The 22,429-nt window shown below is 61.4% G+C and carries 22 protein-coding genes; 6 read left to right on the forward strand and 16 right to left on the reverse strand.

Annotation, left to right across the window (positions count from 1 at the left end; all coding sequences use genetic code 11):
* Positions 1-65: 65 nt before the first annotated feature.
* The 6 genes from AB1E33_RS13890 to AB1E33_RS13915 form a co-directional block, all read right to left on the reverse strand.
* Complete coding sequence (locus tag AB1E33_RS13890) at positions 66-2,132, reverse strand: ABC transporter permease (protein WP_372577871.1); 2,067 nt, start codon at positions 2,130-2,132, stop codon at positions 66-68.
* Complete coding sequence (locus AB1E33_RS13895; protein ID WP_372578169.1) at positions 2,129-3,181, reverse strand: quaternary amine ABC transporter ATP-binding protein; 1,053 nt, start codon at positions 3,179-3,181, stop codon at positions 2,129-2,131. The genes AB1E33_RS13890 and AB1E33_RS13895 overlap by 4 nt, the downstream gene beginning before the upstream one ends.
* A 10-nt stretch (positions 3,182-3,191) precedes the next feature.
* Positions 3,192-4,142: an ABC transporter substrate-binding protein gene (locus AB1E33_RS13900; protein WP_372577872.1), complete on the reverse strand. Its 951-nt coding sequence runs from the start codon at positions 4,140-4,142 to the stop codon at positions 3,192-3,194.
* A 547-nt stretch (positions 4,143-4,689) separates the two neighbouring features.
* Positions 4,690-5,991: a DUF8692 domain-containing protein gene (locus AB1E33_RS13905; protein WP_372577873.1), complete on the reverse strand. Its 1,302-nt coding sequence runs from the start codon at positions 5,989-5,991 to the stop codon at positions 4,690-4,692.
* A 238-nt stretch (positions 5,992-6,229) separates the two neighbouring features.
* Positions 6,230-7,435 carry an oxidoreductase gene (locus tag AB1E33_RS13910; protein WP_372577874.1) on the reverse strand — a complete coding sequence of 402 codons (1,206 nt, stop codon included), beginning with the start codon at positions 7,433-7,435 and terminating at the stop codon, positions 6,230-6,232.
* 90 nt (positions 7,436-7,525) lie between these two features.
* Entirely contained in the window at positions 7,526-7,834 is a 309-nt protein-coding gene (locus AB1E33_RS13915) for an ArsR/SmtB family transcription factor (protein WP_372577875.1), read from the reverse strand.
* Between the two features lie 157 nt (positions 7,835-7,991).
* Between AB1E33_RS13915 and AB1E33_RS13920 the strand changes: the two genes are divergently transcribed.
* A complete protein-coding gene (locus AB1E33_RS13920; RefSeq protein ID WP_372577876.1) occupies positions 7,992-8,672 on the forward strand; it encodes a hypothetical protein in 681 nt (226 codons plus the stop codon).
* On the opposite strand, the gene AB1E33_RS13925 is transcribed toward AB1E33_RS13920, so the two are convergent.
* Positions 8,669-9,073: a c-type cytochrome gene (locus AB1E33_RS13925; RefSeq protein ID WP_372577877.1), complete on the reverse strand. Its 405-nt coding sequence runs from the start codon at positions 9,071-9,073 to the stop codon at positions 8,669-8,671. The genes AB1E33_RS13920 and AB1E33_RS13925 overlap by 4 nt on opposite strands.
* Positions 9,074-9,089: 16 nt before the next feature.
* A complete protein-coding gene (locus AB1E33_RS13930; protein ID WP_372577878.1) occupies positions 9,090-9,479 on the reverse strand; it encodes a c-type cytochrome in 390 nt (129 codons plus the stop codon).
* Between the two features lie 105 nt (positions 9,480-9,584).
* Here AB1E33_RS13930 and AB1E33_RS13935 point away from each other — a divergent pair, with 105 nt between their 5' ends.
* A complete protein-coding gene (locus AB1E33_RS13935) occupies positions 9,585-10,022 on the forward strand; it encodes a DMT family transporter (RefSeq protein WP_372577879.1) in 438 nt (145 codons plus the stop codon).
* Here the strand turns inward: AB1E33_RS13935 and AB1E33_RS13940 are convergent.
* From AB1E33_RS13940 to proS, 5 genes are all read right to left on the reverse strand, one after another.
* Positions 10,006-10,692 carry an ABC transporter ATP-binding protein gene (locus tag AB1E33_RS13940; RefSeq protein WP_372577880.1) on the reverse strand — a complete coding sequence of 229 codons (687 nt, stop codon included), beginning with the start codon at positions 10,690-10,692 and terminating at the stop codon, positions 10,006-10,008. The two genes, AB1E33_RS13935 and AB1E33_RS13940, sit on opposite strands and share 17 nt — an antisense overlap.
* Entirely contained in the window at positions 10,685-11,971 is a 1,287-nt protein-coding gene (locus AB1E33_RS13945) for a lipoprotein-releasing ABC transporter permease subunit (RefSeq protein WP_372577881.1), read from the reverse strand. Before AB1E33_RS13945 ends, AB1E33_RS13940 begins: the two co-directional genes overlap by 8 nt.
* 131 nt (positions 11,972-12,102) lie before the next feature.
* Positions 12,103-12,888, reverse strand: a complete 786-nt coding sequence (locus AB1E33_RS13950) for a glycosyltransferase family 25 protein (protein ID WP_372577882.1) — start codon at positions 12,886-12,888, stop codon at positions 12,103-12,105.
* Positions 12,889-12,890: 2 nt separating this feature from the next.
* A complete protein-coding gene (locus AB1E33_RS13955) occupies positions 12,891-13,796 on the reverse strand; it encodes a glycosyltransferase family 2 protein (protein ID WP_372577883.1) in 906 nt (301 codons plus the stop codon).
* 13 nt (positions 13,797-13,809) lie between these two features.
* A complete protein-coding gene (gene proS, locus AB1E33_RS13960; protein ID WP_372577884.1) occupies positions 13,810-15,162 on the reverse strand; it encodes a proline--tRNA ligase in 1,353 nt (450 codons plus the stop codon).
* A gap of 167 nt (positions 15,163-15,329) precedes the next feature.
* On the opposite strand from proS, the gene AB1E33_RS13965 reads away from it, so the two are divergent.
* From AB1E33_RS13965 to AB1E33_RS13980, 4 genes are all read left to right on the forward strand, one after another.
* On the forward strand, positions 15,330-16,697 hold the full coding sequence (locus AB1E33_RS13965; protein WP_372577885.1) for an FAD-dependent oxidoreductase: 1,368 nt from the start codon (positions 15,330-15,332) through the stop codon (positions 16,695-16,697).
* A 140-nt stretch (positions 16,698-16,837) separates the two neighbouring features.
* Positions 16,838-17,905: an AI-2E family transporter gene (locus tag AB1E33_RS13970; RefSeq protein WP_372577886.1), complete on the forward strand. Its 1,068-nt coding sequence runs from the start codon at positions 16,838-16,840 to the stop codon at positions 17,903-17,905.
* Complete coding sequence (locus tag AB1E33_RS13975; RefSeq protein WP_372577887.1) at positions 17,906-18,595, forward strand: P-loop NTPase family protein; 690 nt, start codon at positions 17,906-17,908, stop codon at positions 18,593-18,595.
* Between the two features lie 46 nt (positions 18,596-18,641).
* Positions 18,642-20,183, forward strand: a complete 1,542-nt coding sequence (locus AB1E33_RS13980) for a Ppx/GppA family phosphatase (RefSeq protein WP_372577888.1) — start codon at positions 18,642-18,644, stop codon at positions 20,181-20,183.
* A gap of 113 nt (positions 20,184-20,296) precedes the next feature.
* Here AB1E33_RS13980 and AB1E33_RS13985 read toward each other — a convergent pair whose 3' ends face one another.
* Genes AB1E33_RS13985 through AB1E33_RS13995 form a run of 3 tightly spaced genes read right to left on the reverse strand, consistent with a single transcriptional unit; the run spans position 20,297 to position 22,412 of the window.
* Positions 20,297-20,677: a hypothetical protein gene (locus AB1E33_RS13985; RefSeq protein ID WP_372577889.1), complete on the reverse strand. Its 381-nt coding sequence runs from the start codon at positions 20,675-20,677 to the stop codon at positions 20,297-20,299.
* Positions 20,678-20,714: 37 nt separating this feature from the next.
* Positions 20,715-21,728, reverse strand: coding sequence for an endonuclease/exonuclease/phosphatase family protein (locus AB1E33_RS13990; protein ID WP_372577890.1), 1,014 nt, complete (start codon positions 21,726-21,728; stop codon positions 20,715-20,717).
* Between the two features lie 3 nt (positions 21,729-21,731).
* Complete coding sequence (locus tag AB1E33_RS13995; RefSeq protein ID WP_249707807.1) at positions 21,732-22,412, reverse strand: molecular chaperone DjiA; 681 nt, start codon at positions 22,410-22,412, stop codon at positions 21,732-21,734.
* Between the last annotated feature and the right edge of the window lie 17 nt (positions 22,413-22,429).

Below are 22,429 nucleotides of genomic sequence, written 5' to 3' on the forward strand. Positions count from 1 at the left end.
CGATCCCCGTTCTGTAGCAGAGTGGCCCCGCGCGCCTTGTCATCGATCAAGTCGCGCGGACCAGATTACAGCCCCAGCGCCTGCCTGCGTTCCTCTGCAAAGCCCTGCACCATGCGATCCGCGATCAGCGCGAGGATGGCCATTGCTGCGCCCGCCGAGATGCCCAAGCCCACATCCGCCTGGCCCAACGCCAGATAGATCGACTGGCCCAGACCGGTGGTGCCGATCAGCGCCGCGATCACCAGCATGGCAAAGGCATAAAGGATGGTCTGGTTTAACCCCAGCAGGATGGTCGGTGCGGCGTATGGCGCGCGGATATCGCGCAGGATCTGCCACTCGGTCGCGCCGCTGGAGATCGCGGCCTCCAGCATCTCGTCCGGAGTGTTGACCAGCCCGTGGCGTGTGTAGCGGATCATCGGCACCACCGCATAGGCGCAGATCGCCAGAAAAGCCGAAAATTCGCCGATCTGGAACACCATCAGCACCGGGATCAGGAACACGAACAGAGGGATCGTCTGCAGCATGTCGCAGATCGGACGCACGATTTTCCAGGCGGTCACGCTGACCGCGCTGAACAGGCCAATTGCTCCGCCCACCAGGGCACAGGCAAAGACCGCCGCACCGCTGAGGTAGAGTGACAAGAGTGCCCTCTCCCATAGACCGGAGACAAGAATCGTGCTCAGCAGAATCACCGACATCAACGCCAGCTTGCGACCTCCGGCAACCCAGCCCAGCGCCGCCGTACCGGTCAGCACGAAAGGCCATGGCAGATTGGCGATGCCGGTTTCCAGCATGCCGATGCCGATCAGCACCATCAGCCCACCGGTCGCATGGCCGCGCCAGGCCATCAGCAGGGCGATCACTGCAGCTACCGCAAACAACCCGTAGCTCATGGCCGGCGTCCAGGCAAAGCCCCAGGTGAAGGGCAGCACCGCCTGATCCAGCCCGATCCGCAAGGGCAGCAGCACATAGAACATCGAGTTGTTCTTCAGTGCATCCAGCCACGGGCCATTGGCCTGCGTGAAGGCGGTCAGGCCGCTATCAACTGCGCCCGCAACCGGGTCCATAAAGGTGAATTCCGACGCGTCCGGCAGGCTGGACCAGAACAGCGCGGTGAACAGCACTCCAAATACCACCAGCGCCCAGACCACACGGCGGTCATGACGCTTGCGCTCGGTCGCCAGCGCGCCGCTCATCCGGTCGATGACAACGGCAAAGACAACGATCACCATGCCCGCCAGCAGCGACTCGCCGAACTGCGCCTTGCGCATGGTCAGCAGGACTTCCCAGCCGATATCGTTGAAGCCGCCGATCACCGCTGCAATGATCACCATCGACAGCGCCGCCATCAGGCACTGGTTCACCCCGATCATGATCTGGGTGGTGGCAGAGGGGATCTCGACCTGAAAGAGTTGCTGAAAGCGCGTGCCGCCGGACATGATGGCGGCCTCCTTGATCTCTGGCTCGACCCGTTCCAGCCCCAGCATCACGTTGCGCGCCATGGGAGGGGCGGCATAGATCGCCGAGGCGATCAGTCCGACCACCGGGCCAAATCCGAACAGCAGCAGCAAAGGTGTGAGATAGGCAAAGGTCGGTACGGTCTGCATCACATCGAGCACCGCTTGCACGACGGATTTCACCTTCGGAACTTCATTGGCGAGGATACCGATCGCTCCGCCAAGGATCAGCGCCAGCGGCACCGAAACCGCCACCAGCGCCAGCGTGTTCATGCTTTGCGGCCAATAGCCCGAGGACAGCACAAAGCTCAGCCCCAGAAAACCCAACGCAGCCATCGGTAAGCCGCCGATATACCAGCCCAGCGCCGTCACCAACCCGATCACGATGGGCCAGGGCGTCGCGCCCAGCGCCGCATTCGCCCAGTCCATCGGATAGCGCATCAACTCGGAGAAAAGCCGTGCAACCGGCTTGATCCCTTCCAGAAACCACTTCAACCCGGCCCCGACCCAGTCCGTCGCGGGCAGCACCCATTCCGCAGGCCAGGTGACCAGCCACGGCACCAACGGCTCCAGCGCCAGACACAGCGCTCCGACCAACAGCGTGATCAGAGCAGCTTGCGTGCCTTTGCTCAGTTGGGTCAGCGCTGGTGGGGTAAGCTGTTCGGCGATACTCATGCCTCGTCCACCTGCAGGGCGGCTGCCAGATCGGACGGGTGGACCGTGCCGACAACTTCGCCGTTGGTATCCCGCACCGGCACCGGCTCATAGAGGTTCATGCATTTGGCAAGCGCTGCATCCAGCGTCATGCTGGTTTGCAGCCCCGGATCGTCGGGACCAAACTGCGTCTCCCCTTCCCGCATAACCGAGGAGACAATGGCATGCTGGCCCTTGGCCACATCCTTGGAGAATTCGCGCACATAATCATCGATCGGACGCAACACGATTTCGGTCGGGGTGCCGATCTGCACGATCTTGCCATCGCGCATGATCGCGATGCGATCCGCCAGCTTCAGGGCTTCGGCAATGTCGTGGGTGATGAACACGATGGATTTCTTCAGCGTCGCCTGAATGTTGAGGAACTCGTCCTGCAACTGCCGCCGGATCAGCGGATCCAGCGCCGAGAACGGCTCGTCCAAAAACCAGATATCGGGGTTCACGGCCAACGAACGCGCAATGCCGACGCGTTGGCGTTGCCCGCCCGAGAGCTGACGCGGGAAACTGTCCTCGCGGCCCTCAAGCCCGACCAGTGAGATCACTTCGCGCGCCCGCTCCGTGCGTTCCTTGCGGCTGATCCCCTGCACCCGCAGTGGATAGGCCACATTCTCGGTCACGGTCATATGCGGGAACAGGCCGAAATGCTGGAACACCATACCCAGCTTCTGTCGGCGCAATTCCGTCAGGCGTTTCTTGCTGGCGCCGCGCACGTCCTCGCCAACAATCCGGATTTCGCCTCCTGTGCCCGGCAAAAGCTGTGAGATACAGCGGATCAGCGTGGATTTACCCGAACCAGACAGTCCCATGATGACGAACAACTCGCCCTCGCGGACCTCGAAGGTCGCGTTCTGCACTGCCGGGATCATCCCGGCATCGCGTAGCGTCTCTGCTGCCGTGTCCGCATCATTCCCCGACCGAGCCAGAGCGTCGGTCAGGGCCTTTTCTGTGCCGTCGCCAAACACCTGCCAGACATTCCGGCAGGCGATGGCTGGCGTGTGTGCCTGCGTCACCTGTTGCGGCTCACTTGGTTGCCGCGTCAACGACCGGGCGCCACTTGTCCTCATTCGAGGACATCCAGTTGGCGACCACCTCTTCGACGGCCCCGCCTTCCACGTCAATTGCACCCATCATCGGCTGCTGGTCTTCAACCGCCAGCGCGTAGTTGGTCAGGATTTCATACGCGGCGGGCCATTTTTCCTCGAACCCGGACCAACCGGCCTTGAAGATGCGCGAGGGTGCGAAATCGCAGTCGTTGACTGCGTTTGGGTTGGGCCCCCAGGCCGGATCGTTGAAGCACGCCTCTTCGCCCGCGGGCAGGTCGACGAACTGCACGTCATAGGCCGACATTGCCCAATGCGGCTGCCAGAAAGTGATGAGCAGCGGCGACTTACGCTCGGTCGAGGCGCGCAGTTCCGCAATCAGCGCCCCTTCGGACCCGGCAGGCACGGCCTTGAAGGGCAGATCCAGACCGGTCATGCGATCGGCACCGGGTGTACCCCAATCGGCGGGATAGTCTACAAGGCGGCCGCCGGGCAGCGTTTCGGCGGTGGCGAAGACCTGCGCACAGTCCTGCAGCGCTTCCCAGGCGGGCAGGCCCGGACACAGTTCGGCCACATGAGCGGGATAGGCGATACCTTCCTTGGCATCGAGGCCCAGATCACCGATCTCGACCACTGTGCCCTCTTCCACCTTCTTGGCATATTCGTCGGACACGTTCGAGGACCAGATTTCCAGCGTCGCGTGGATGTCACCATCGGCCAGCGCCTGAAACTGGTTCATCATGCCAGCAGTGACAAATTCCACATTGTAACCTGCGGCCTTGAGCATCTCGCCCGCCACATGGGTTGTCACATGCTGGCCGGTCCATTCATTGACGGCGAGTTTGATCGGCTCGTCCACAGCCCCCATATCCGCGGCTTGCACCATACCGGCCACGGCACTCAGAATGATCCCCAAGCTAGCTGTCTTCATTTGCACTTCTCCCTGTTATGCGTCTGTTGCGCGCCCTGCCAGCATCGGCTGATTCCGGACCGGTATCACGCGGCGCAACCTGCGCGCTGTTTTCTTGATTGAGCAGTCAATTATCAAACAGGTCATATTGTTTTTGTCGAGTGAAAAGTGCCCAGAAAGTGGATTGGCGGAGTGATTCCGGTTCTCGATGGGCACGCAGACAGCTTGCGAGGTGCAGCAAATATTACAGCGTCGAGATGACCGCCGTTTGTTGCATTAGATCAGAAATGCATCTGGAGGCCCTATAAAGATCAAACGCTCATGCGGATCGACAAGATGGCAGGTATGGCCATGCGCCTCAAAGATAAAAAGACGAATGTTTTGGCCATGTGGTGGCGGAAGTGGGTCTAGACCGCGCCTCTTTTGGCCCTTGGGAGTGCAGCCACTCTCACCAGACACTGGAAGACCGTCGAAACAACAAAGATTGGCGCAAAACCGATATCCCAGTGCCAGCATTGCGGTCGCTTGAACTAACGCCCGCGACGACCCACCGCAACTGAGGCCCCACTTATCCTTCGAAGTCTGGTTCTGTCTTTTGCGCTAGCGACATTTCGAGGTTGATCAATGCGCCAAGCACAATTGTAAGAAGGAATGCAACGCTGCGCCTTTCCGACAGCCCCAGCAGAGCAAGGCACACGCCGGTAATGAGAACCACCAGCCAGAGAGGTGATGCTGTCCTGTACGCCATCCAGTAGCTGACCGCCTGCAGCACCGCGGTCAAGGCAACAAGAAGCACCGCTCTACCATTCACAGTCATGGCCGCGGTTTCGAAGGCTCCGTCGGGAGATATGGCAACGCAAGCACATGACAGTGTAAGCAGCAGGCCGACGACCACCAGAATAGAGTGGCCGTTCCGACCCAGCAACCAGCCAACCGCGACGACCGCCGCCGCTGAAAGAAACGCCATTGCGGCAAGCCAATCGGCTGGCCGCCCGCGCCCGTGATCCTGAAGATCGGCAGTCAGATGAGATATCACTGGCGCCAGTAAGATTATTCCGATCTGCAATGCGCCACGACACTCCGCCAGCACCTCGAAGAGCGCGCCATAGCGACCGTGTCGATCAGCCAGAATCCCTGACGAGTTACCGATCGCAACACTCAAGAGAACCAGCATCCCGGGCAGTTCGCTGCCTTCCTCAATTGCAATCCGCGCAGCGCTTGCACGAGCGCCACTCCAAGTCATCGAGTGTTCAAGAACTTCCTGGACGGCAACCGAGCCCGGCAGCGCGAATCCCATCAGCAGGGTCAGCGCTTGTTTGCGCTGCGCACCCCCCGCCCAACAGATTGTCGCCATCGCCCAAAGCAGTACTGCGGCAAGTACAGCGCCGAGCGGGAGCAGCAGGCCCCACGACCCGACGCCCATCGACCTACCAACGCCAGAAAGCCTTTCGTGCAATGAGCCGACCTCGTCTGCGCTCAGTAAGAACATCACGCTTGCGATCATGACCCAAGCCCGCGCAACGTGTGGCAGAACCGACCCGAAGAGAGTGTGGCCGTCCATCATGTGAAGTCCAACGATCGCTAGGAGCGCGCACGAGAACCATGCCGCTACATTGTTTTCATGTGCTAGGTTGATTTCCTGAACGATCTTCGGGACCGATTGCGCCCCATTGATGACTGTCCGGAATTCAATCATGTAAGCCATCAGGACAAGAACTGCACAAACTGCTGCAATAAAAAAAATTCGGCCGAAATCCGGTTTGCGGGAAGCCGCAAAGACGGCAACTCGAGTGACACCACTGAAACCTCGCCACCAAGAAAATGCCAAAAAATGTAACAAGATCGTTACAGATTTGGATGATTTTTGCAATTTGCGCTTGGCAATGAGAATACAGGCGCTCTGGACGCCATTGCCGGAATCTTACCGTCGGCGACACCGTGGACTACAAATGCCAAATGACCTCGCCGATATCCTGTGCGTCGCAGAAAACTAGCGAAGCCGGCGATTAAAGACCGGCGCATTCGCTTCCAGCGCATATCGCAGAAAACCTGAAACCAGATTTCCCGTGGCGGTCCAGACGAACTGGCGTGCGCGTTCGTCCACGGACCTACTGAAACCGCTGTTTCCACGTAACGCATCGCTGCGCATCGCGCGCGTCATAGGCTTCCAACGCCGCCGCTGGAGTTTGGTCGAACAGGGCTTCGGCATCCTCAGCAAGAGCGGTCAGGCGCATCGAATACCACGCGGTAACACCGCCACGCACAGGCGCATCGAACACCGGAAACTCCGGATCGCCGCCCGATTCGCTTAGCCATGTGTTTGCCAGCGACGGGTTCAGCACCATTGAGCGCGCCAGGCTGATGGCATCTGCGGCGCCGCCCAGTATCGCCCCTACCGCCTGTTGTCTCGTCTCGAACCCGCCGGTCAGCATGATCGGGATGGAGGTAAGCCCTTTGGCCTGGCGCGCGAATCCCAGGAAATACGGGCCAGAGGAGGACAGCCCATCCGAGCTGGACGCCGCACCGGGAAAATACGTGCCGCCGCTCACGTCGATCAGGTCAACGGAGGTCCTGTCGATCAGCCGCACGACCTCCAGCGCGTCATCCTCGTTCAGACCACCGACAAGTTTGTCGGTGGCATTAATCTTTATGCCGACGGGAAACGAGGCCCCCACCGCCTGACGCACGGCTGAGATGGTCTCGTCAATGATCCGGAAACGCCCGGCGATAGAACCGCCATAGGCATCCATGCGGTGATTGAACAGCGGCGACAGGAACTGGCTGAACAGGAACCCGTGGCCGGCGTGAATCTGAACACCGCCAAATCCGGCCTCTTTCGCAATACCGGCGGCGCGGGCATAGACCCCTGGCAAGGCCTTGATGTCGGCGCGCGTCATGCCTTCGCATTTCAGGCCCTCGACATTCAGCGCTGACGGCCCTTTGGGCTTGCTGATTGGCCCATGCGACAAGGCCCCAGCATGACCCAGTTGCGGCCACAGAGCCGCGCCATTGACCGCCCCCCGCGTCGCAAGCGATTTCAGCGCCGCCAGATCCGGCTCGGGCGAAAGCACGAGATTTCCCGGTTTCTCAGGGTATTGCGGGCTTGTCTGAACTTCGCCGATCAGCGACAGCGCCGCACCCCCCTCTGCCCAACGCTCATAAAGCCGTGCCTGGGCCTGCGTAGGGTTTCCCGCGCCATCCCCCAGGCTGTCGGACATCGCGGACTTGAGCAGGCGGTTCTTCAACCGGGCACCGCAGGGCAGGTCCAGAGGTTTCCCCAGCACTGTCCGCGCCTCTTCGTCGGTTTTGCTCATGTCCTTCTCCATCAGGCTGTCCTCCATCGGGATATTTCGATATATCGGTTTTCTCAGGCGTGTTCTGCTTCAGCGAGGGTTCCAGCGAAGTTAAGGCTTCAGAAGTTCGTCCTGAACAGCGGACAGAAATGCCCGGATATTCGTTTCGTTGCGGCGGTAGAAGGTCCACTGACCGTGACGTTCGGCAGTGACAAATCCCGCCTGTTTCAGAAGCCCCATGTAGTTCGATATGGTGGATTGAGACAGTTGCGCCTTTTCCTGGATATAAGCCACACAGACTCCGTCCAGATCGGCATGCTCGGGCAAGGCAGGTGGAAAATTGGAACGGTCCTTGAGCCATTCCAGAATCTTCCGCCGCATCGGATTGTTCAGCGCCGCAATTGATTTTTCAACGTCCATATATCGAGATATCTCGATATATTGCTTTCTTGTCAACCCCCGCTCTGCACCCCGACACCGCCACTATCCGCGATGCCATGCCGGACGGGAACAACACTGCTGCGTCTGTTGCCAGAAAATGCTTGCGGCGGATGGCGGTCGGGCTAGGGTTTTGCACATGTTCCTGCGTCTTCTTGTGATCCTGTTTCTGGTTGCGGCCTGCGGTCGCCCCCTGACCGAAACCGAAAAGGATTTTGCCAGTCGCATCCATGGCGATGCGCTCAATCTGGACCGGGTGCGGCTGGTCGAGGGCGCACCTGTGGGCAGCGTGACTTTTCAGCGCAAACCACGCCCGCGCGTGACCTGTCGCGAGCGTATTCTGCCCCCCGTCAAGGAAGAGATCGTCACCTCGAAACCCGCCGCCGTCGCGCTGTTCAACCGCGTGCTGTTCACACGGGACTGGTATTTGGAGGATTATGCGCCGGACTACCCGGATCGCCTCGACCTGGTTCAGGCGATGTTGTTTGCCCATGAGCTGACCCATGTCTGGCAATGGCAGAACCGCCGCAAGACCGGCTATCATCCGCTGCGCGCCGCGGCAGAACATGGCGGGGCCAATGACCCCTATCTGTTCGATCTGGAAAAGACGCCCGATTTTCTGGACTACGGGTTTGAACAGCAGGGCGCAATTGTCGAGGAGTATGTCTGCTGCCGTGCGTTGGCGCCAGATGCAGCGCGAACCGAACGACTGCACAAAATGCTCAGCGCGGCCTTCCCGGTCTCGGATCTGCCTAAATTGCGCGAAAGCGATGTTTACTTGCCATGGGACGGGGTCGAGATCGACGGGGTTTGCGATTAGCCGTTGATTTGGATGCTTTCCAGATAGGCCAGTAGGGCCGCCAGAGGGCGGGGCGTTGGCGTCAGTGTTCCATCCACTTCGACCGGAACCGTCTCGCCCTCCAGCAAGGCCCCGAATTGGGGCATCATACTGGCCGACGCCTTGCCCCTTCCATAACCGTCGATTTGGGACAGAACCTGCGCACGGGGAAAAAAGCCGCCATTTCGCTCTGCGATGTGGGTCAGATCAGGCGCGCGCTGGCCATTCGCCAGGGGGCCACCCTTGGCGTCACCGCCATGGCAAACCGCGCAGTTCTGCGCGAAGAGAACCGCCCCCTCCCCCGCTTCGGGCATTGTGTTCTCAGTGGCGCAAGCCGTCAGCAGAGCCACCGTGGGCAGCATCAGAATGGACCTTGGTTTCATGATGTCCCAGTCTCCTCTATCCGGGTTGCAGCGTCTCAAGATAGGTCAGCAGGTCAACAATGGGCGCGCTTGTCAAGATCGGCTGGCCCGAGTGCGTCTTGATGGCCTTGTCCTGCCCTTCAAAGAAATCGCCGTAGACCGGCATCGGGCTGCCGTGGCTGACAAGGGGGTCGCGCCCGTCGATGCGGCGGACCACTCGTTCAGTCGGAAACACGCCATCCTTCGACAACGCCGTCAGATCCGCCGGCTTTATCATCAAGACACCGGCCATGGGGCCCTGCCCGGTCACGTCGATCCCGTGGCAGGTGGCACAGTGTTTCAAATAAAGCGCCTCGCCATTTTCGGCATCCTGCGCCACAGCGGGCAGCGCCAGGGTCAACAACAGACAGATCAACGGTGCTTTCATCGGCCTCGCTCCGCACAGGAAAATCCACATCGGAACGCTTGCCCGCGCGGGCCGGGAGCGCAATGATCCAGATCAACCCATGAACCGACCCAAGGACCGGACCCGATGACACAATACGCCCTGATCATGCTGGCCGCCGGGATCGGCATTCCGGTGCTTGCCGCGCTGAACGCAGCGCTTGGCAAACTTATCGGATCGCCAACCGCCGCCGGCGTGGTCCTGTTTGCCATCGCCTTTGCGGCCTCGGCACTGGTCATGCTGCTGTTTCCCGGCCCGCAGGCCCTGGCAAAGCTGGGTGGCGCGCCCAGACACCTGTTTCTGGCCGGCCTTCTGGTGGCCTTCTACGTGCTGTCGATCACCCATGTCGCCCCGCATTTCGGGGTGGGCAACGCGGTGTTCTTCGTGCTGATCGGGCAGCTGATCTCAGCCGCCGCGATCGATCATTACGGGCTGTTCGGGGCGCAGATCAGCCCGTTGAACCTGACGCGCGCCGCCGGTATCGCGATCATGGCGCTTGGCGTGGCGATCACGCAACTGGCTTGATCGCGCCATCCTCCAGCCGAAGCACCCGATCCATCCGCGCCGCAAGATCAAGGTTGTGGGTCGCGATCAGCGCCGACAAGCCGGTCCCGGCCACCAGATCCATCAGCGCGCCGAACACCTGATCCGAGGTAGCCGGGTCCAGATTGCCCGTCGGCTCGTCCGCCAGCAGCAGCCGCGGCGCGTTGGCCAGCGCCCGGCAGAAGGCCACACGCTGCTGTTCGCCGCCCGACAGCGCCGCGGGCCGGTGATCGGCTCGCCCAACCACGCCGACACCCGCCAGCAGGTCGCGGGCGCGGGCCTGCGCCTCGACCTCACCGGCGCCGTTGGCCAGTTGCGGCAAGGTGACGTTTTCCAGCGCCGTGAACTCGGGCAGAAGGTGGTGGAATTGATAGACAAAGCCCACATCCCGCCGCCGCGTTGCCGTGCGCCTTCGGTCGCTTCTGCCACTCATGTCCTGACCACCGATCCGCACGATGCCCGCGTCGGGCGTATCCAGCAGGCCCGCGATATGCAGCAGGGTGGATTTGCCCGCACCCGACGGGGCCACCAGCGCCACCACCTCGCCCGGCGCGATCTCGAGATCGGTACCGCGCAGCACCTTCACCTCGCCTGGCGTGCCGCGTTTGTAGGATTTGGTCAGCCCCGACAGGCTGAGGACAGGATCACTCATAGCGCAGCGCCTCAACCGGGTTCATCCGCGCCGCGCGGCGGGCGGGAAAGTAGGTCACGAAAAACGACAGGCCCAGCGACAGCCCCACCGCCTTGAGCACATCCGACAGGTGCAGCTCGGCGGGCAAGGCATAGATGCCCCTTATCGCTGGGTCCCAGACACCGCCGCCCATGGAGTAGTTCACGAACGAGAAAATCGGTTCGATATAGATCGCAAACAGACAACCCAGCACCACGCCCAGCGCGGTACCGATCAGCCCGGTGAACGCCCCGCAGATGAAGAACACACGCAGGACCGAGCCCTCGCTCAGCCCGATGGTGCGCAGGATTCCAATATCGCGCCCTTTGTTCTTGACCAGCATGATCAGGCCCGAAACTATGTTCATGGCCGCGATCAGGACAAGGATCGACAGGATGATAAACATCACGTTGTCCTCGACCTCAAGCGCGCGCAGGAAGCCACCAGAGGCGTCCTGCCATGTCCAGGCGCGCGCAGCATCCCCGGCAGCCACCAGGATCGGGATCACCACCTTATCCAGCGCTTCGGGCTCTTCCACCATCACTTCAAGTTCGTCCGCTACGCCTTCGCGATTGAAGAAACTTTGCGCCTCGGCGAAGGGCATGTAAACGCGGGTATTGTCGATGTCATAGCGCCCGGCGCTGAACACATAGACCACCTCATAGGCGTTGACGCGCGGCGAAGTGCCAAAGGCGGTCTTGGCCCCATCGGGCGAGATAAGCTTGACGCGATCCCCGACACTGGCCCCGATCGTGCGTGCAACACCCGAGCCGATGGCGATCCCTTCGTCAAACCGCGCCAGATCACCGTAAGAGGTCTCGTCATCCACGATACCGGGCAGGCTGGCAAGGTCTTCGGCCGAGATGCCCAGAACCTGCACACCTGCGTTGCGGCCCTGCTGGGCGATCATCACCTGCCCGCGCACTAAGGGCGCGGCGCGGGTCACGCCCGGCACCTGCGCTACTTTCTCAGCCATGGCGTCATAATCGGCGATGGTCCGGCTGACGCGCCCCTGCGCATCCACCTCGCCCACGCTGTAAACTGTCACATGGGCGTTGGCCCCCAGAATGGTACCGACGAATTCAGACCGAAAGCCCGAACGCACGGCAAGCGTGGCGATCAGGGCAAAGACCGCCAGCGTGATCCCGATCAGGCTGATCCAGGTCATCACGCTGACGCCCCCTTCGGCGCGGCGCGCCCTGAGGTAACGCCACGCGATCTTCCATTCGAAAGGGGCAAAAGGTGCCGGTTGAGAGGCCATCACGGAGTTCCTCGAAACAAAGTCGGCGCAAACTGCGTTGTCCGCCGTCCGGGGTCAAGCTGCGATGGCGCGCAGCAGGTGGCGGTCATGTGCCGACGGCCTCAATCCGCCGTCCTACTTTCAACACCGGTTCAGGCATCGCGATATTGGGGCAAATCGTCGCAAAGCGCGGGCACACACGCCTCAAACCCGCGCAGGTGGCGTTTGCGCAGACTCCGCCGGATCTCTTTCCACACGCGGTAGAGTGCAGGCCCCTTGGCGGCTTTGGTGCTGTCCTGCTGTTCCCGCTGACTTGTATCAGGCGTCTGAGTGCCATCGACAGAGATGCAGCACATCTGCTGCACGGCCACGGCGGGAAAGAGTTGAGCCGGGACAATGCCCGCGCGGGCGCGAAACACGAAATCATCCAGCGTTTCGCAATATTTTTCGCTGTCCACCAGCAATTGCCGGGCGGCAGCCGATGACACCACATAACAGGCAGCACTTGGCACTGGCTCGACAATCGCGCGTAATTGCCAGCCGTTCATATCCGCAGCACTGCCATAGCGGCGCGACGCGTTGAACCCATCAAGTTTCACGACACCGAAGCGTTCGCTCTCCAAAGCCTCCAAAAGGCGTGGGAAGGCGGTCGACACAAGTATGTCATCCTCGCAGATGACACCCGCCGCGTCCGCAAGATCGGCAATCCGCTGCCAGACCGAGCGATGGCTTTCGAACACCGCCTGTTCAGAGCGCTTCAACTCCCACCGGTCCCGCCAGCTATGGGGGGCATAGCCCGGCGCGGCGAAATCGGGGGCTCGGGCGTCTGTGGCGCTGATCCGGGTCAGGTGGTGGTCGAGCCCTACCTTGGCGAACTCGGACTGGATCGCAGAGAACCTCTCGGGTGATCGGTCGAGGTTGATGACGAATATCTGCATGATCAGCCCTGCAAATAGTCCCATTTGCGCCAGGGCTGGATCCGCCGGCGCAAGGTGATCTTGAGGCTGTGCAGCGCCGCCCGCCGCATCGTTTCATTGCCCTTGGCCGCCCGCAGCGCCGCACGGCACATAGAGATCGGCAGTTGCCCCGAGCGATACCAGTTCAACGTCGTGTCTCCGTCAATCTTGCCGCATCCCGCCATCTGGCCAAAATACCGGCTCCAGACCTCGGCATAGTCCTTGGCCACGCCCAGCACGTCGGCCGACACCCCGCGCGCGCTGAACTTCGAGACCGGCTGTTTGGTGCTGGCACCTGAGTGCCCCGCCATCAGCATCCGAAAGACAAAGTCATAGTCTGACGCAACCCGGTAAGACAGATCGTGGCCGCCCAGCGCCAGAAACACGTCCCGTCGAACCAGCAGCGAGTTATGGCAAAATGGCATCCGCTGCAGGAAAGCCGACAGATTTGTGCGGCTGTGGTTCTTGGTACTGCCATCCTCCAATGTCTGCAACGTGCCGCCGAAGACAAAATCGGGGCTCTCGGATCGCACAAGGTCCGCCAGATCCCGCAGGATGTCATTGCTGGCCAGAGAATCGTCCGAGTTTAGAAAGATCACATAGTCGCCGCTGGCCAGCTCAACAGCTTTGTTCATCGCATCATAGAGACCCTGATCCACAGCGCTTCTATAGGTGACGGGGATCGCGTTGGCATCGCCCGCAATCTCCGCCTGCCAACCCTCCAGCAATGCTTGCGTGCCGTCGTTTGAGGCCCCGTCCCAGATCACATGTTCAAGCCCGCGAAAGCTCTGGGCCTGCACGCAATCCAGCGCCGCGCGCATGGTGTCGCTGCGCCCGGCCTCGATGAGGTTCCGGGTGACCGTTATGACCGATATCAGCGGCTTGGACATGCCCCGGCGCCGGTCACGAGCGGGGTAGAAGATGCGCCGCGTAGATGCAGGCCACTTTCTTGACCGCCTCTTCGGGGCTCAGTTCTTCGCTTTCACCGCTGCGGCGGCTGGTGAGTTCGACCACGCCGTTCTTCAGACCGCGCGGGCCCACCGTGATGCGCCAGGGCAGACCGATCAGGTCCATCGTGGCAAACTTGCCGCCTGCCCGCTCGTTACGGTCGTCATAGAGCGGCTCCAACCCCAGCGCGGTCAGCTCGGCATAGAGCGTATCACAGGCGGCATCCGCCTCGTCGTCGCCCTGTTTCAGGTTGACGATACCGCAATGGAAGGGCGTCACGCCTTCAGGCCAGATGATGCCCTTGTCGTCATGGCTGGCCTCGATGATGGCGCCCACTAGACGGCTGACGCCGATCCCGTGGCTGCCCATATGCACCGGCACCGGCTTGCCGTCGGGACCTTGCACCGTGGCCCCCATCGGCTCGGAATACTTGGTGCCGAAATAGAAGATCTGCCCCACTTCGATCCCGCGCGCCACGCGGCGGCGGTCCTCGGGGACTTGATCGAACAGCGCCTCGTCATGGGTTTCGTCGGTGCGGGCGTATTTTGAGGTGAACTCCTCCAGCACACCCTGGCACTGCGCGTGATCATCATAGTCAATCTCACGATCGCCGAAAGTCAGGTCGGTCACCGCGCTGTCATAGAACACCTCGGATTCACCCGTATCCGCCAGCACCAAAAACTCATGAGTGTCATCGCCGCCAATCGGACCGGAATCGGCGCGCATCGGGATCGCCTGCAGCCCCATTCGCTCGTAGGTGCGCAGGTAGCTGACCAGATGGCGATTATAGGCGTGCAGCGCGTCCTCTTTGGTCAAGTCGAAATTATAGCCGTCTTTCATGTAGAACTCGCGCCCCCGCATCACGCCAAAGCGGGGACGGATCTCGTCGCGGAATTTCCACTGGATCTGATAGAGTGTCAGCGGCAGGTCCTTGTAGCTGCTGACATGGCTGCGGAAAATGTCAGTCACCAATTCCTCAGCAGTGGGCGTGAACAGCATGTCGCGGTCATGCCGATCCTTCATGCGCAGCATTTCCTGACCATAGGCCTCATAGCGGCCGCTCTCGCGCCACAGGTCCGCCGATTGCATCACCGGCATCTGGATCGCGATATGTCCCGCCCGCGCTTGTTCCTCATGCACGATGTTTTCAATCTTGCGTAGAACTTTGAAACCCAGCGGCAGCCAGGAATAGATCCCGGCGGTGGCCTGCTTGATCATGCCCGCACGTAGCATCAGCCGGTGGCTCACGATCTGGGCCTCCGAGGGGTTTTCCTTCAGGACGGGCAGAAAATAGCGGGACAGGCGCATTGGCACTCTCATTGTTGCAGGCGGCGGTTTGTTGCGGTCTATGCCATTGCCGCAGCACAGGCAATCGGTCAAAGGTGCATTCCCGACAGGCGCAAGGTCGGTTTTGGGATTGACCGACGCGGCACTGGCCCCGACCCTGACACGATGCGGACATGAGGGAGGACAGGATGGCCGACACGATACGGGAGCCAGCGCGCGATATTCCGGTGGTGCATCGCACCGAGGTGTTGGTCGTGGGCTCCGGCCCCGGTGGACTGGCCGCGGCCCTTGCCGCTGCGCGCGCAGGTGCCGAAGTGACGCTGCTGGAACGGTTCGGTTGTTTCGGCGGCAATATCACCGCCGTGGGTGTCGAAGGTTTTGCCTGGTATCGACATGAAAAAACCGTCGAAGCGGGCGGGATCGGTTGGGAGTTCGAACAGCGCGCCAAGGAGATGGACGCGGCGGTGCCGGAATCGCAATCGCTCAGCTACGAATTGGACAGCGAAGGCTTCAAACTGGTGGCCGACAAGCTGGTGCAGGAGGCGGGCATTCACCCGATGATGCACCGGCAGTTCGTGGAACCGATCATGGAGGGCAATCGCGTCACTGGCGTGATCGTGGAATCGAAAGCCGGGCGCGAGGCCATTCTTGCGCGTGTCGTCATTGACGCCACCGGCGACGCTGATGTAGCACATCGCGCCGGTGCGCCGACCTACAAGACCGAGCGCGAGCAGATGATGGCCGCCTCGGTGATGTTCCATCTGGCAGGTGTCGATAAGCGCGCCTTCATGGAGGGGATCAAATCCGATCCGCAGACCTACAGGGATTGGGGCGGCGGCGGCGAATGGGAGATCGAGACCAGTGGCAAAGAAGACGACATGTTCTCGCCCTTCATCAAGAAGCCTTTCGATCAGGCGATCAAAGAGGGGCTGATCCCCGCCCATCTCAACACCATTGCCGGAACCTGGGGGGCACTGCATGAGACAGGCGAGCTGACCTATATGAACCTGATCCACCTCGACGAAGTGGACGGCACCGACCCCGACAGTCTGACCCTGGGCGAGATCGAGGGGCGACGGCAATCAATGCTCGCCATCGAGGCGCTGCGCCGGTTCATGCCCGGCTGCGAGAACGCCCGTCTGCGCAATTTCGGCATGACCATCGGCGTGCGCGACACCCGCAAGATCGACGCCGCCTACAACATGACCGAGAACGATGTGCGCCATGAAGGCCGGTTCGACGACACGATCGGCATCTACCCCGAGTTCATCGACGGATACGGTATCCTGATCCTGCCCACCACCGGGCGGTACATGCAGATCCCCTACCGCTCGCTGCTGCCCAAAGGGATCAACGGCCTGCTCGTCGCAGGCCGCTCGACCGGGGGAGACCGGATCGCCCATGCGGCCACCCGCAACATGTCCTGCTGTGCCGTCGCCGGACAAGGCGCGGGCGTGGCCGCCGCGCTGTCGCTGAAAAGCAACCGCGCGCTGGACGAAATCGACCTGACCGCCGTTCAGGCAGAATTGCACCGGCAGGAGGTGCGGACCCACTGACCCGCCGGACATTGCGCGGCTCCTACGATGCTGTGGGTGCTGGTATATCCCTGCGACCCGATACCGTAACGAAACAAGCAACATGCTCTTGATCGCCAGCGCCCCATGGGCGATGAGTGTGGCAAGCGGAAAGAGGTCCAATGTCACTGCCAGTTTCAACTCAGATTCGGTATTGGGGCATCGCCGCAGTGGTGTTCATCCTGATCATGTGGGCCTTGGGCGATGTTCTTTTGCCCTTTGTCATCGGTGCGGCCATCGCCTATTTTCTTGACCCCGTCGCCGATCGGCTGGAGCGGATGGGCCTGTCGCGTATCGGCGCGACCGCGTTGATCACCGTCGTGTCGGTCCTGCTATTTGCCGTGCTTCTGGTGATGGTTGTTCCTGCGCTGATCACCCAGCTTGCCGACCTGATCAACATCCTGCCGCAGTTGTTTCAGGACCTGCGAACCTTCGTTCACGAAAAATTCCCGTCCTTGCTGGATCGCGATTCCAATGTGCATCAGGTCCTTGTCTCCATCGGTGACTCTCTGAAATCGAATTCCGGCGCGTTCGTTCAAACGATCGTTGGATCGGCGGCTTCGGCGATCAATATCGTGGTTTTGCTTGTGGTCTCGCCCGTGGTGGCGGTTTATCTGCTGCTTGACTGGGACCGGATGATCGCGCGTCTCGACGAGTTGCTGCCGCGTGAGCACGCACCGGTCATTCGGCAACTGGCGGGCGAGATCAACTCCGTGCTGTCGGCGTTCGTGCGCGGCATGGGCACCGTCTGTCTGATCTTGGGTAGCTATTATTCCATCGCGTTGATGCTTGTCGGGCTGCAATTCGGCCTACTAGTGGGTGCGATTGCCGGGCTGGTCACCTTCATCCCTTATCTGGGCGCGCTGATCGGCGGAGCATTGGCGATCGGGCTGGCGCTGTTCCAGTTCTGGGGTGATTGGGTCTCGGTCGGGCTGGTCGCCGCGATCTTTGCCACCGGGCAGATGGTCGAGGGCAATTTCCTGACCCCCAAGCTTGTTGGCAGTTCGGTGGGCCTACACCCGGTCTGGCTGATCCTAGCCTTGTCGGTCTTTGGCGTGCTCTTCGGATTCGTCGGCATGTTGGTTGCTGTCCCGATGGCGGCGGCATTGGGCGTGCTGGCCCGGTTTGCCACCTCGAAATACCTCGACAGCAGATTGTATAGCGGACAGAGCGAACAGGACGCCCCGTAAATGGCAGAACAACTCAGCTTCGAGTTGCCATCAAAGACCGCGCGCGGGCGCGAGGATTTCTTCGTGTCGCCCTCCAACGCCATGGCTGTGGCGCTACTCTCGGCTTCGTCATGGCCCGGCGGCAAACTGGTCCTGACCGGACCGGAGGGATCGGGCAAGACCCACCTGACCCATGTCTGGGCAACCGAAACCGGCGCGCGCATCATATCCGCCACCGCCTTGGCGTCCGAAGACCTGCTCCGCCTGTCGGACGCCCCGCTCGCGGTCGAGGACATACCGCTGATCGCCAAGGACGCCGCCGCACAGGATGCGATGTTTCACCTGCACAACCTGACGCTGGCCAATGGACACCCGCTGCTGATGACGGGTCGTGCCGCGCCGTCCTTCTGGGCGCTGTCGCTGCCGGATTTGCACAGCCGGGTGCAGGGCGCCCAGCACGTGGCACTTGAGCCGCCCGATGATGAGTTGCTGGGGGCGGTGATCGCCAAGCTTTTTTACGACCGCCAACTCAATCCGCGCCCCGATCTGATTCGCTATCTGGTGCGGCATATGGACCGCCGCTTTGATGTCGCCGCGCACATGGTCGAGCGGCTTGATCATATTGCGTTGACCGAAAAGCGCGAGATCACGCGGGCGCTGGCCGCCCGGCTGATGGCAGAAAAGGCCGATCCGGCCGCCGCCGGGAGTTGACCCTTGAAGCACCGCCCCGCATCCTCTCAACAGCGATAGGAACGATATGGACCAGCACACAAATCCCGCCCCGGATTGGGGATCGTTCGGACAACCGCTGTTCAACGACCCAGACGCGCGGGCGCTGTCCCGTGTCGGCGTGGTCGATGTGGGCTCGAACTCGGTGCGGCTGGTCGTCTTTGACGGGGCTGCGCGCTCGCCAGCCTACTTCTACAATGAAAAGCTCATGTGTGCGCTGGGGGCCGGGCTGTCCGAGACCGGAAAGCTCAACCCCACGGGCCGCGAACGGGCGCTGGCCGCGTTGCACCGGTTTCAACACCTGGCCGACGGGCTGGATCTGCCCCCCTTGCGCGTCGTCGCCACCGCCGCAGTGCGCGAGGCCAAAGACGGGCCCGAGTTCTGCGCCGAGGTCAAGAAAAAGACCGGGCTGACCATTCAGGTGATTGATGGCGATGAAGAAGCGCGGCTGTCGGCCCAGGGCGTGCTGCTAGGCTGGCCTGGCGCGTATGGCTTGATCTGCGATATTGGCGGCTCGTCGATGGAACTGGCCGAAATTTCCGATGGTCAGGTCGGCAAGCGCCTGACCTCGCCACTGGGTCCGTTGAAGCTGCGGGATATCTCCGGTGGCAGGCGCGGGCGCAAGACCCAGATCAAGAAGGTGATGGAGGGTTTGCGCGATCAGTTGGGTCCGCAGCGTGACCGGCTGTTCCTCGTGGGCGGCAGTTGGCGTGCAATAGCGCGTCTCGACATGCTGCGCCGCGGTTATCCGCTGGCGGTTCTGCACGAATACCGGATGACAGCCTCGGACATCCGCAAGACAGTGAAATTCATCGAGGCGGGCGACCCGGACGAGTTGCGCAGCGCGGCGGGCGTTTCCGGTTCTCGTATGGCGCTGGTGCCCTATGCCATGGATGTGCTGACCCGCCTGATCCGCACCTTCAAGCCCAAAGACATCGCTGTATCCAGCTATGGCATCCGCGAAGGGCTGCTCTATGAACAGATGTCGCAGAAACTGCGCGACCGTGATCCGTTGATCGAGGCCTGCCGCTTTGCCGAAGCCAAGGATGCTCGCCTGCCCGGCTTCGGCAAGCAGCTCTTTGACTTTGTCATGCCGCTGTTCAAATCCCAGCCCGCCGAAGTAACCCGGCTGGTCAAGGCCGGCTGCCTGCTGCATGACGTAAGCTGGAGGGCGCATCCCGACTACCGTGCAGAGGTCTGTTTCGACTATGTGACCCGCGCCAATATGGGTGGCCTGAAACATTCCGAGCGGGTTTTTCTCGGCCTCGCCCTGCAGCACCGCTATCGCAACAAACGCGAAGGTAACCGCTTCGAACCACTGTATGAGCTGCTGAGCAACAAGGGCCAGAAACAGGCCGAGATTCTTGGCAAGGCGATGCGGTTCGGGGCGATGATGTGGATGCGCGAGGATGCCAAGATCGGCAAACTGAACTGGTATCCCAAGAAAAAGGTGCTGGAGCTGCGCTTGCCCGCCTCAGCCCTCCCGCTGTTCAGCGAAGTGGCCGAAGCGCGCCTGAAATCGCTCAGCACCGCGCTTGAGGCTGAAACCAAAATGCTGATCCGCGGCTAGAGCGCAATCCAAAAATGGGAACCGGTTTTCGAAATAAATTGCGCGTCAAAACAAATGGATAGAGTAACATCTGCGTTTCAGATCAAATGGATTGTGCCTTAGAGCACGGCCCCTCAGATCTCGGTGCCTTCAAGGTTCGGTTCGGCGGCCTGTTCGGGGATCTCGGGTTCCGTCTTGGGTTTCGGCTCGGGCTTGCGGCGGATGATGATATCACCATTGGGCAGAATCTCGGGCGCCTCATAGACGCTCCAATCATTCACTTCCTGCGCCATATCGGCAAAGGCCGGTCCCATTTCCTCGAAGAAGCTCAGCATCGAAGGGCCAAGATCATCGGCAAGTCCCAGAAGGCTCTGCAGGGTCGGCTCCATTTCCTGCCGCAGCCCATCCAAAAACAATTCCGCCCCCAGATCCATCAATGATCGCCCCTCGTCTTCCTGAGCGGAGACCGGTACCGCAAGACCGGCAGTCAGTGCAATGGCAAGCAACATACGCATATACCCAGTATAGGCGCGCTTTGGCCGCGTTCAAAGCTCATATCTCGATATCCAGCGTCACCGGGAAATGATCAGAGGCCGTCAGCAGCGCGTCGCGCAGGTCCGGCACCGACCAGCAATCGACATCGTCGAACGGGTGCCAGATGCGCCAGGCGGGCCGGTGCGCCCGCAGACCCTGCGTGATCATGACGTAATCCAGCAAGGCCTGCAGGTAACGCCCTTGCCCGGCCAAATGGAATCGCGCGGTCGTTGGTACCGCGCCGGGCCGGGGCTGCAGCGCCTTGTTCGCATGGGGATCATAGAGCCCGGCCCTGAGCAATATCTCAACCGAAGAACGCCCGAACAGATGCTCGAACTCATCCAGCCCCGGACCATCATTCAGATCGCCCAGCAGGATCAACTCCTGCCCGGCCTCCACATGCGCCCTGACCCGGGCGGCAAGCCAGATTGCCTGCGCCAGTTGCTTGCGCCGGTTGGCGATCGAACTCCGGATCACCTCGTCGCGGGTTTCGGCCCCGTGAGGGGCCTTGGACTTCAGATGCGCGCCGATCATGCGGAGCTGCGTGCCTGAGGCGGTTTCCACCGCCAATTCCAGCGGCGGTTTGGAAAACCTCACCAGATCCTCGGTCGCGTCGATATCCAGATCGATGCGAAAAACCCCGTCAAATCTCGGCGCGTCCCCGCTGCCCTTCTTGCCGGTTTCCTCCCCTTGCGGATCATGCCGTGCGCGGAGCTGCGCGGGGTCATAAAGCAGCGCAATTTCCTGATGGGTATCGTTGGCAAAGCCGATCAGCGCCTTGTTCGCACGCAGATCGAAGGCATCGGCAAAGGTTTCCAGCGCGGCGACGGTGCTTTGCCTGCGCCCGGTATCGGGGGCCTCCACAACAATCACCGCATCGGCGTCAATGGCGGTCAGAACTTTGGCAATCGCCTCGGACTGCTCAGCCCGCGTCACGCCATAACGACCCGACCGCGCATCATCCATTTGCAGGGCGTCTTCTTCGTCGAATAGATTGGCGAACCATTCGATGTTGTAGGTCGCCAGCCGCATCGCTCAGGCAGCGGCCCGGTTGATCTCGTCCCAGGCGTGGTTGATGTCGATCATCCGTTTCTCCGCCAGTTTCACCGCCTCTTCCGGCACGCCGCGCGCCATCATGGCATCGGGATGGGTGTCGCGCACCAATTGCCGCCAGACCTTGCGGATCTCGTCCCGGGGCATGTCCGGCGCCACGCCCAGCACCGTATATGGGTCCTTGGGCGCATCCGGCACGAACCGCGCCCTCAAGGCGCGGAACTGCTGCTCGGTCTGGCCGAATATGCCGCTGACCTCTTTCAGAAATTCGTTTTCGTTGGGGTGATAGAACCCGTCCGCCATCGCGATATGGAACAGCCCCTCCATCAGGTCACACAGCGTTGTCGAATCCTCTTCGAACATGCGTTTGATCTTGCGCGCGTAATCCTGATACCCGGCCACGTCGTTGCGGGCGAGGTCAAAGACCCGCGCCGCGCCCGCTTCGTCTTCGGGCGCGATCTGGAACACCTCGCGAAAGGCGGTGACCTCGTCGCGGGTCACCTGCCCATCGGCCTTGGCCATCTTGGCGCCAAGGGCCACAACGGCAATAGCAAATGCCACCGAGCGCTCGGGCGGAGTGCGCAAACGCTCGAACACGTCCGACAGGCTTTCGCCTTTGGCAAGTGCGCTCAGCGCTTCGGATATTCTGGTCCAGAGTGACATGGCAACAGCCTACCGTG

This window comes from Ruegeria hyattellae, from assembly GCF_041537925.1.
Taxonomy (GTDB): Bacteria; Pseudomonadota; Alphaproteobacteria; order Rhodobacterales; family Rhodobacteraceae; genus Ruegeria_C.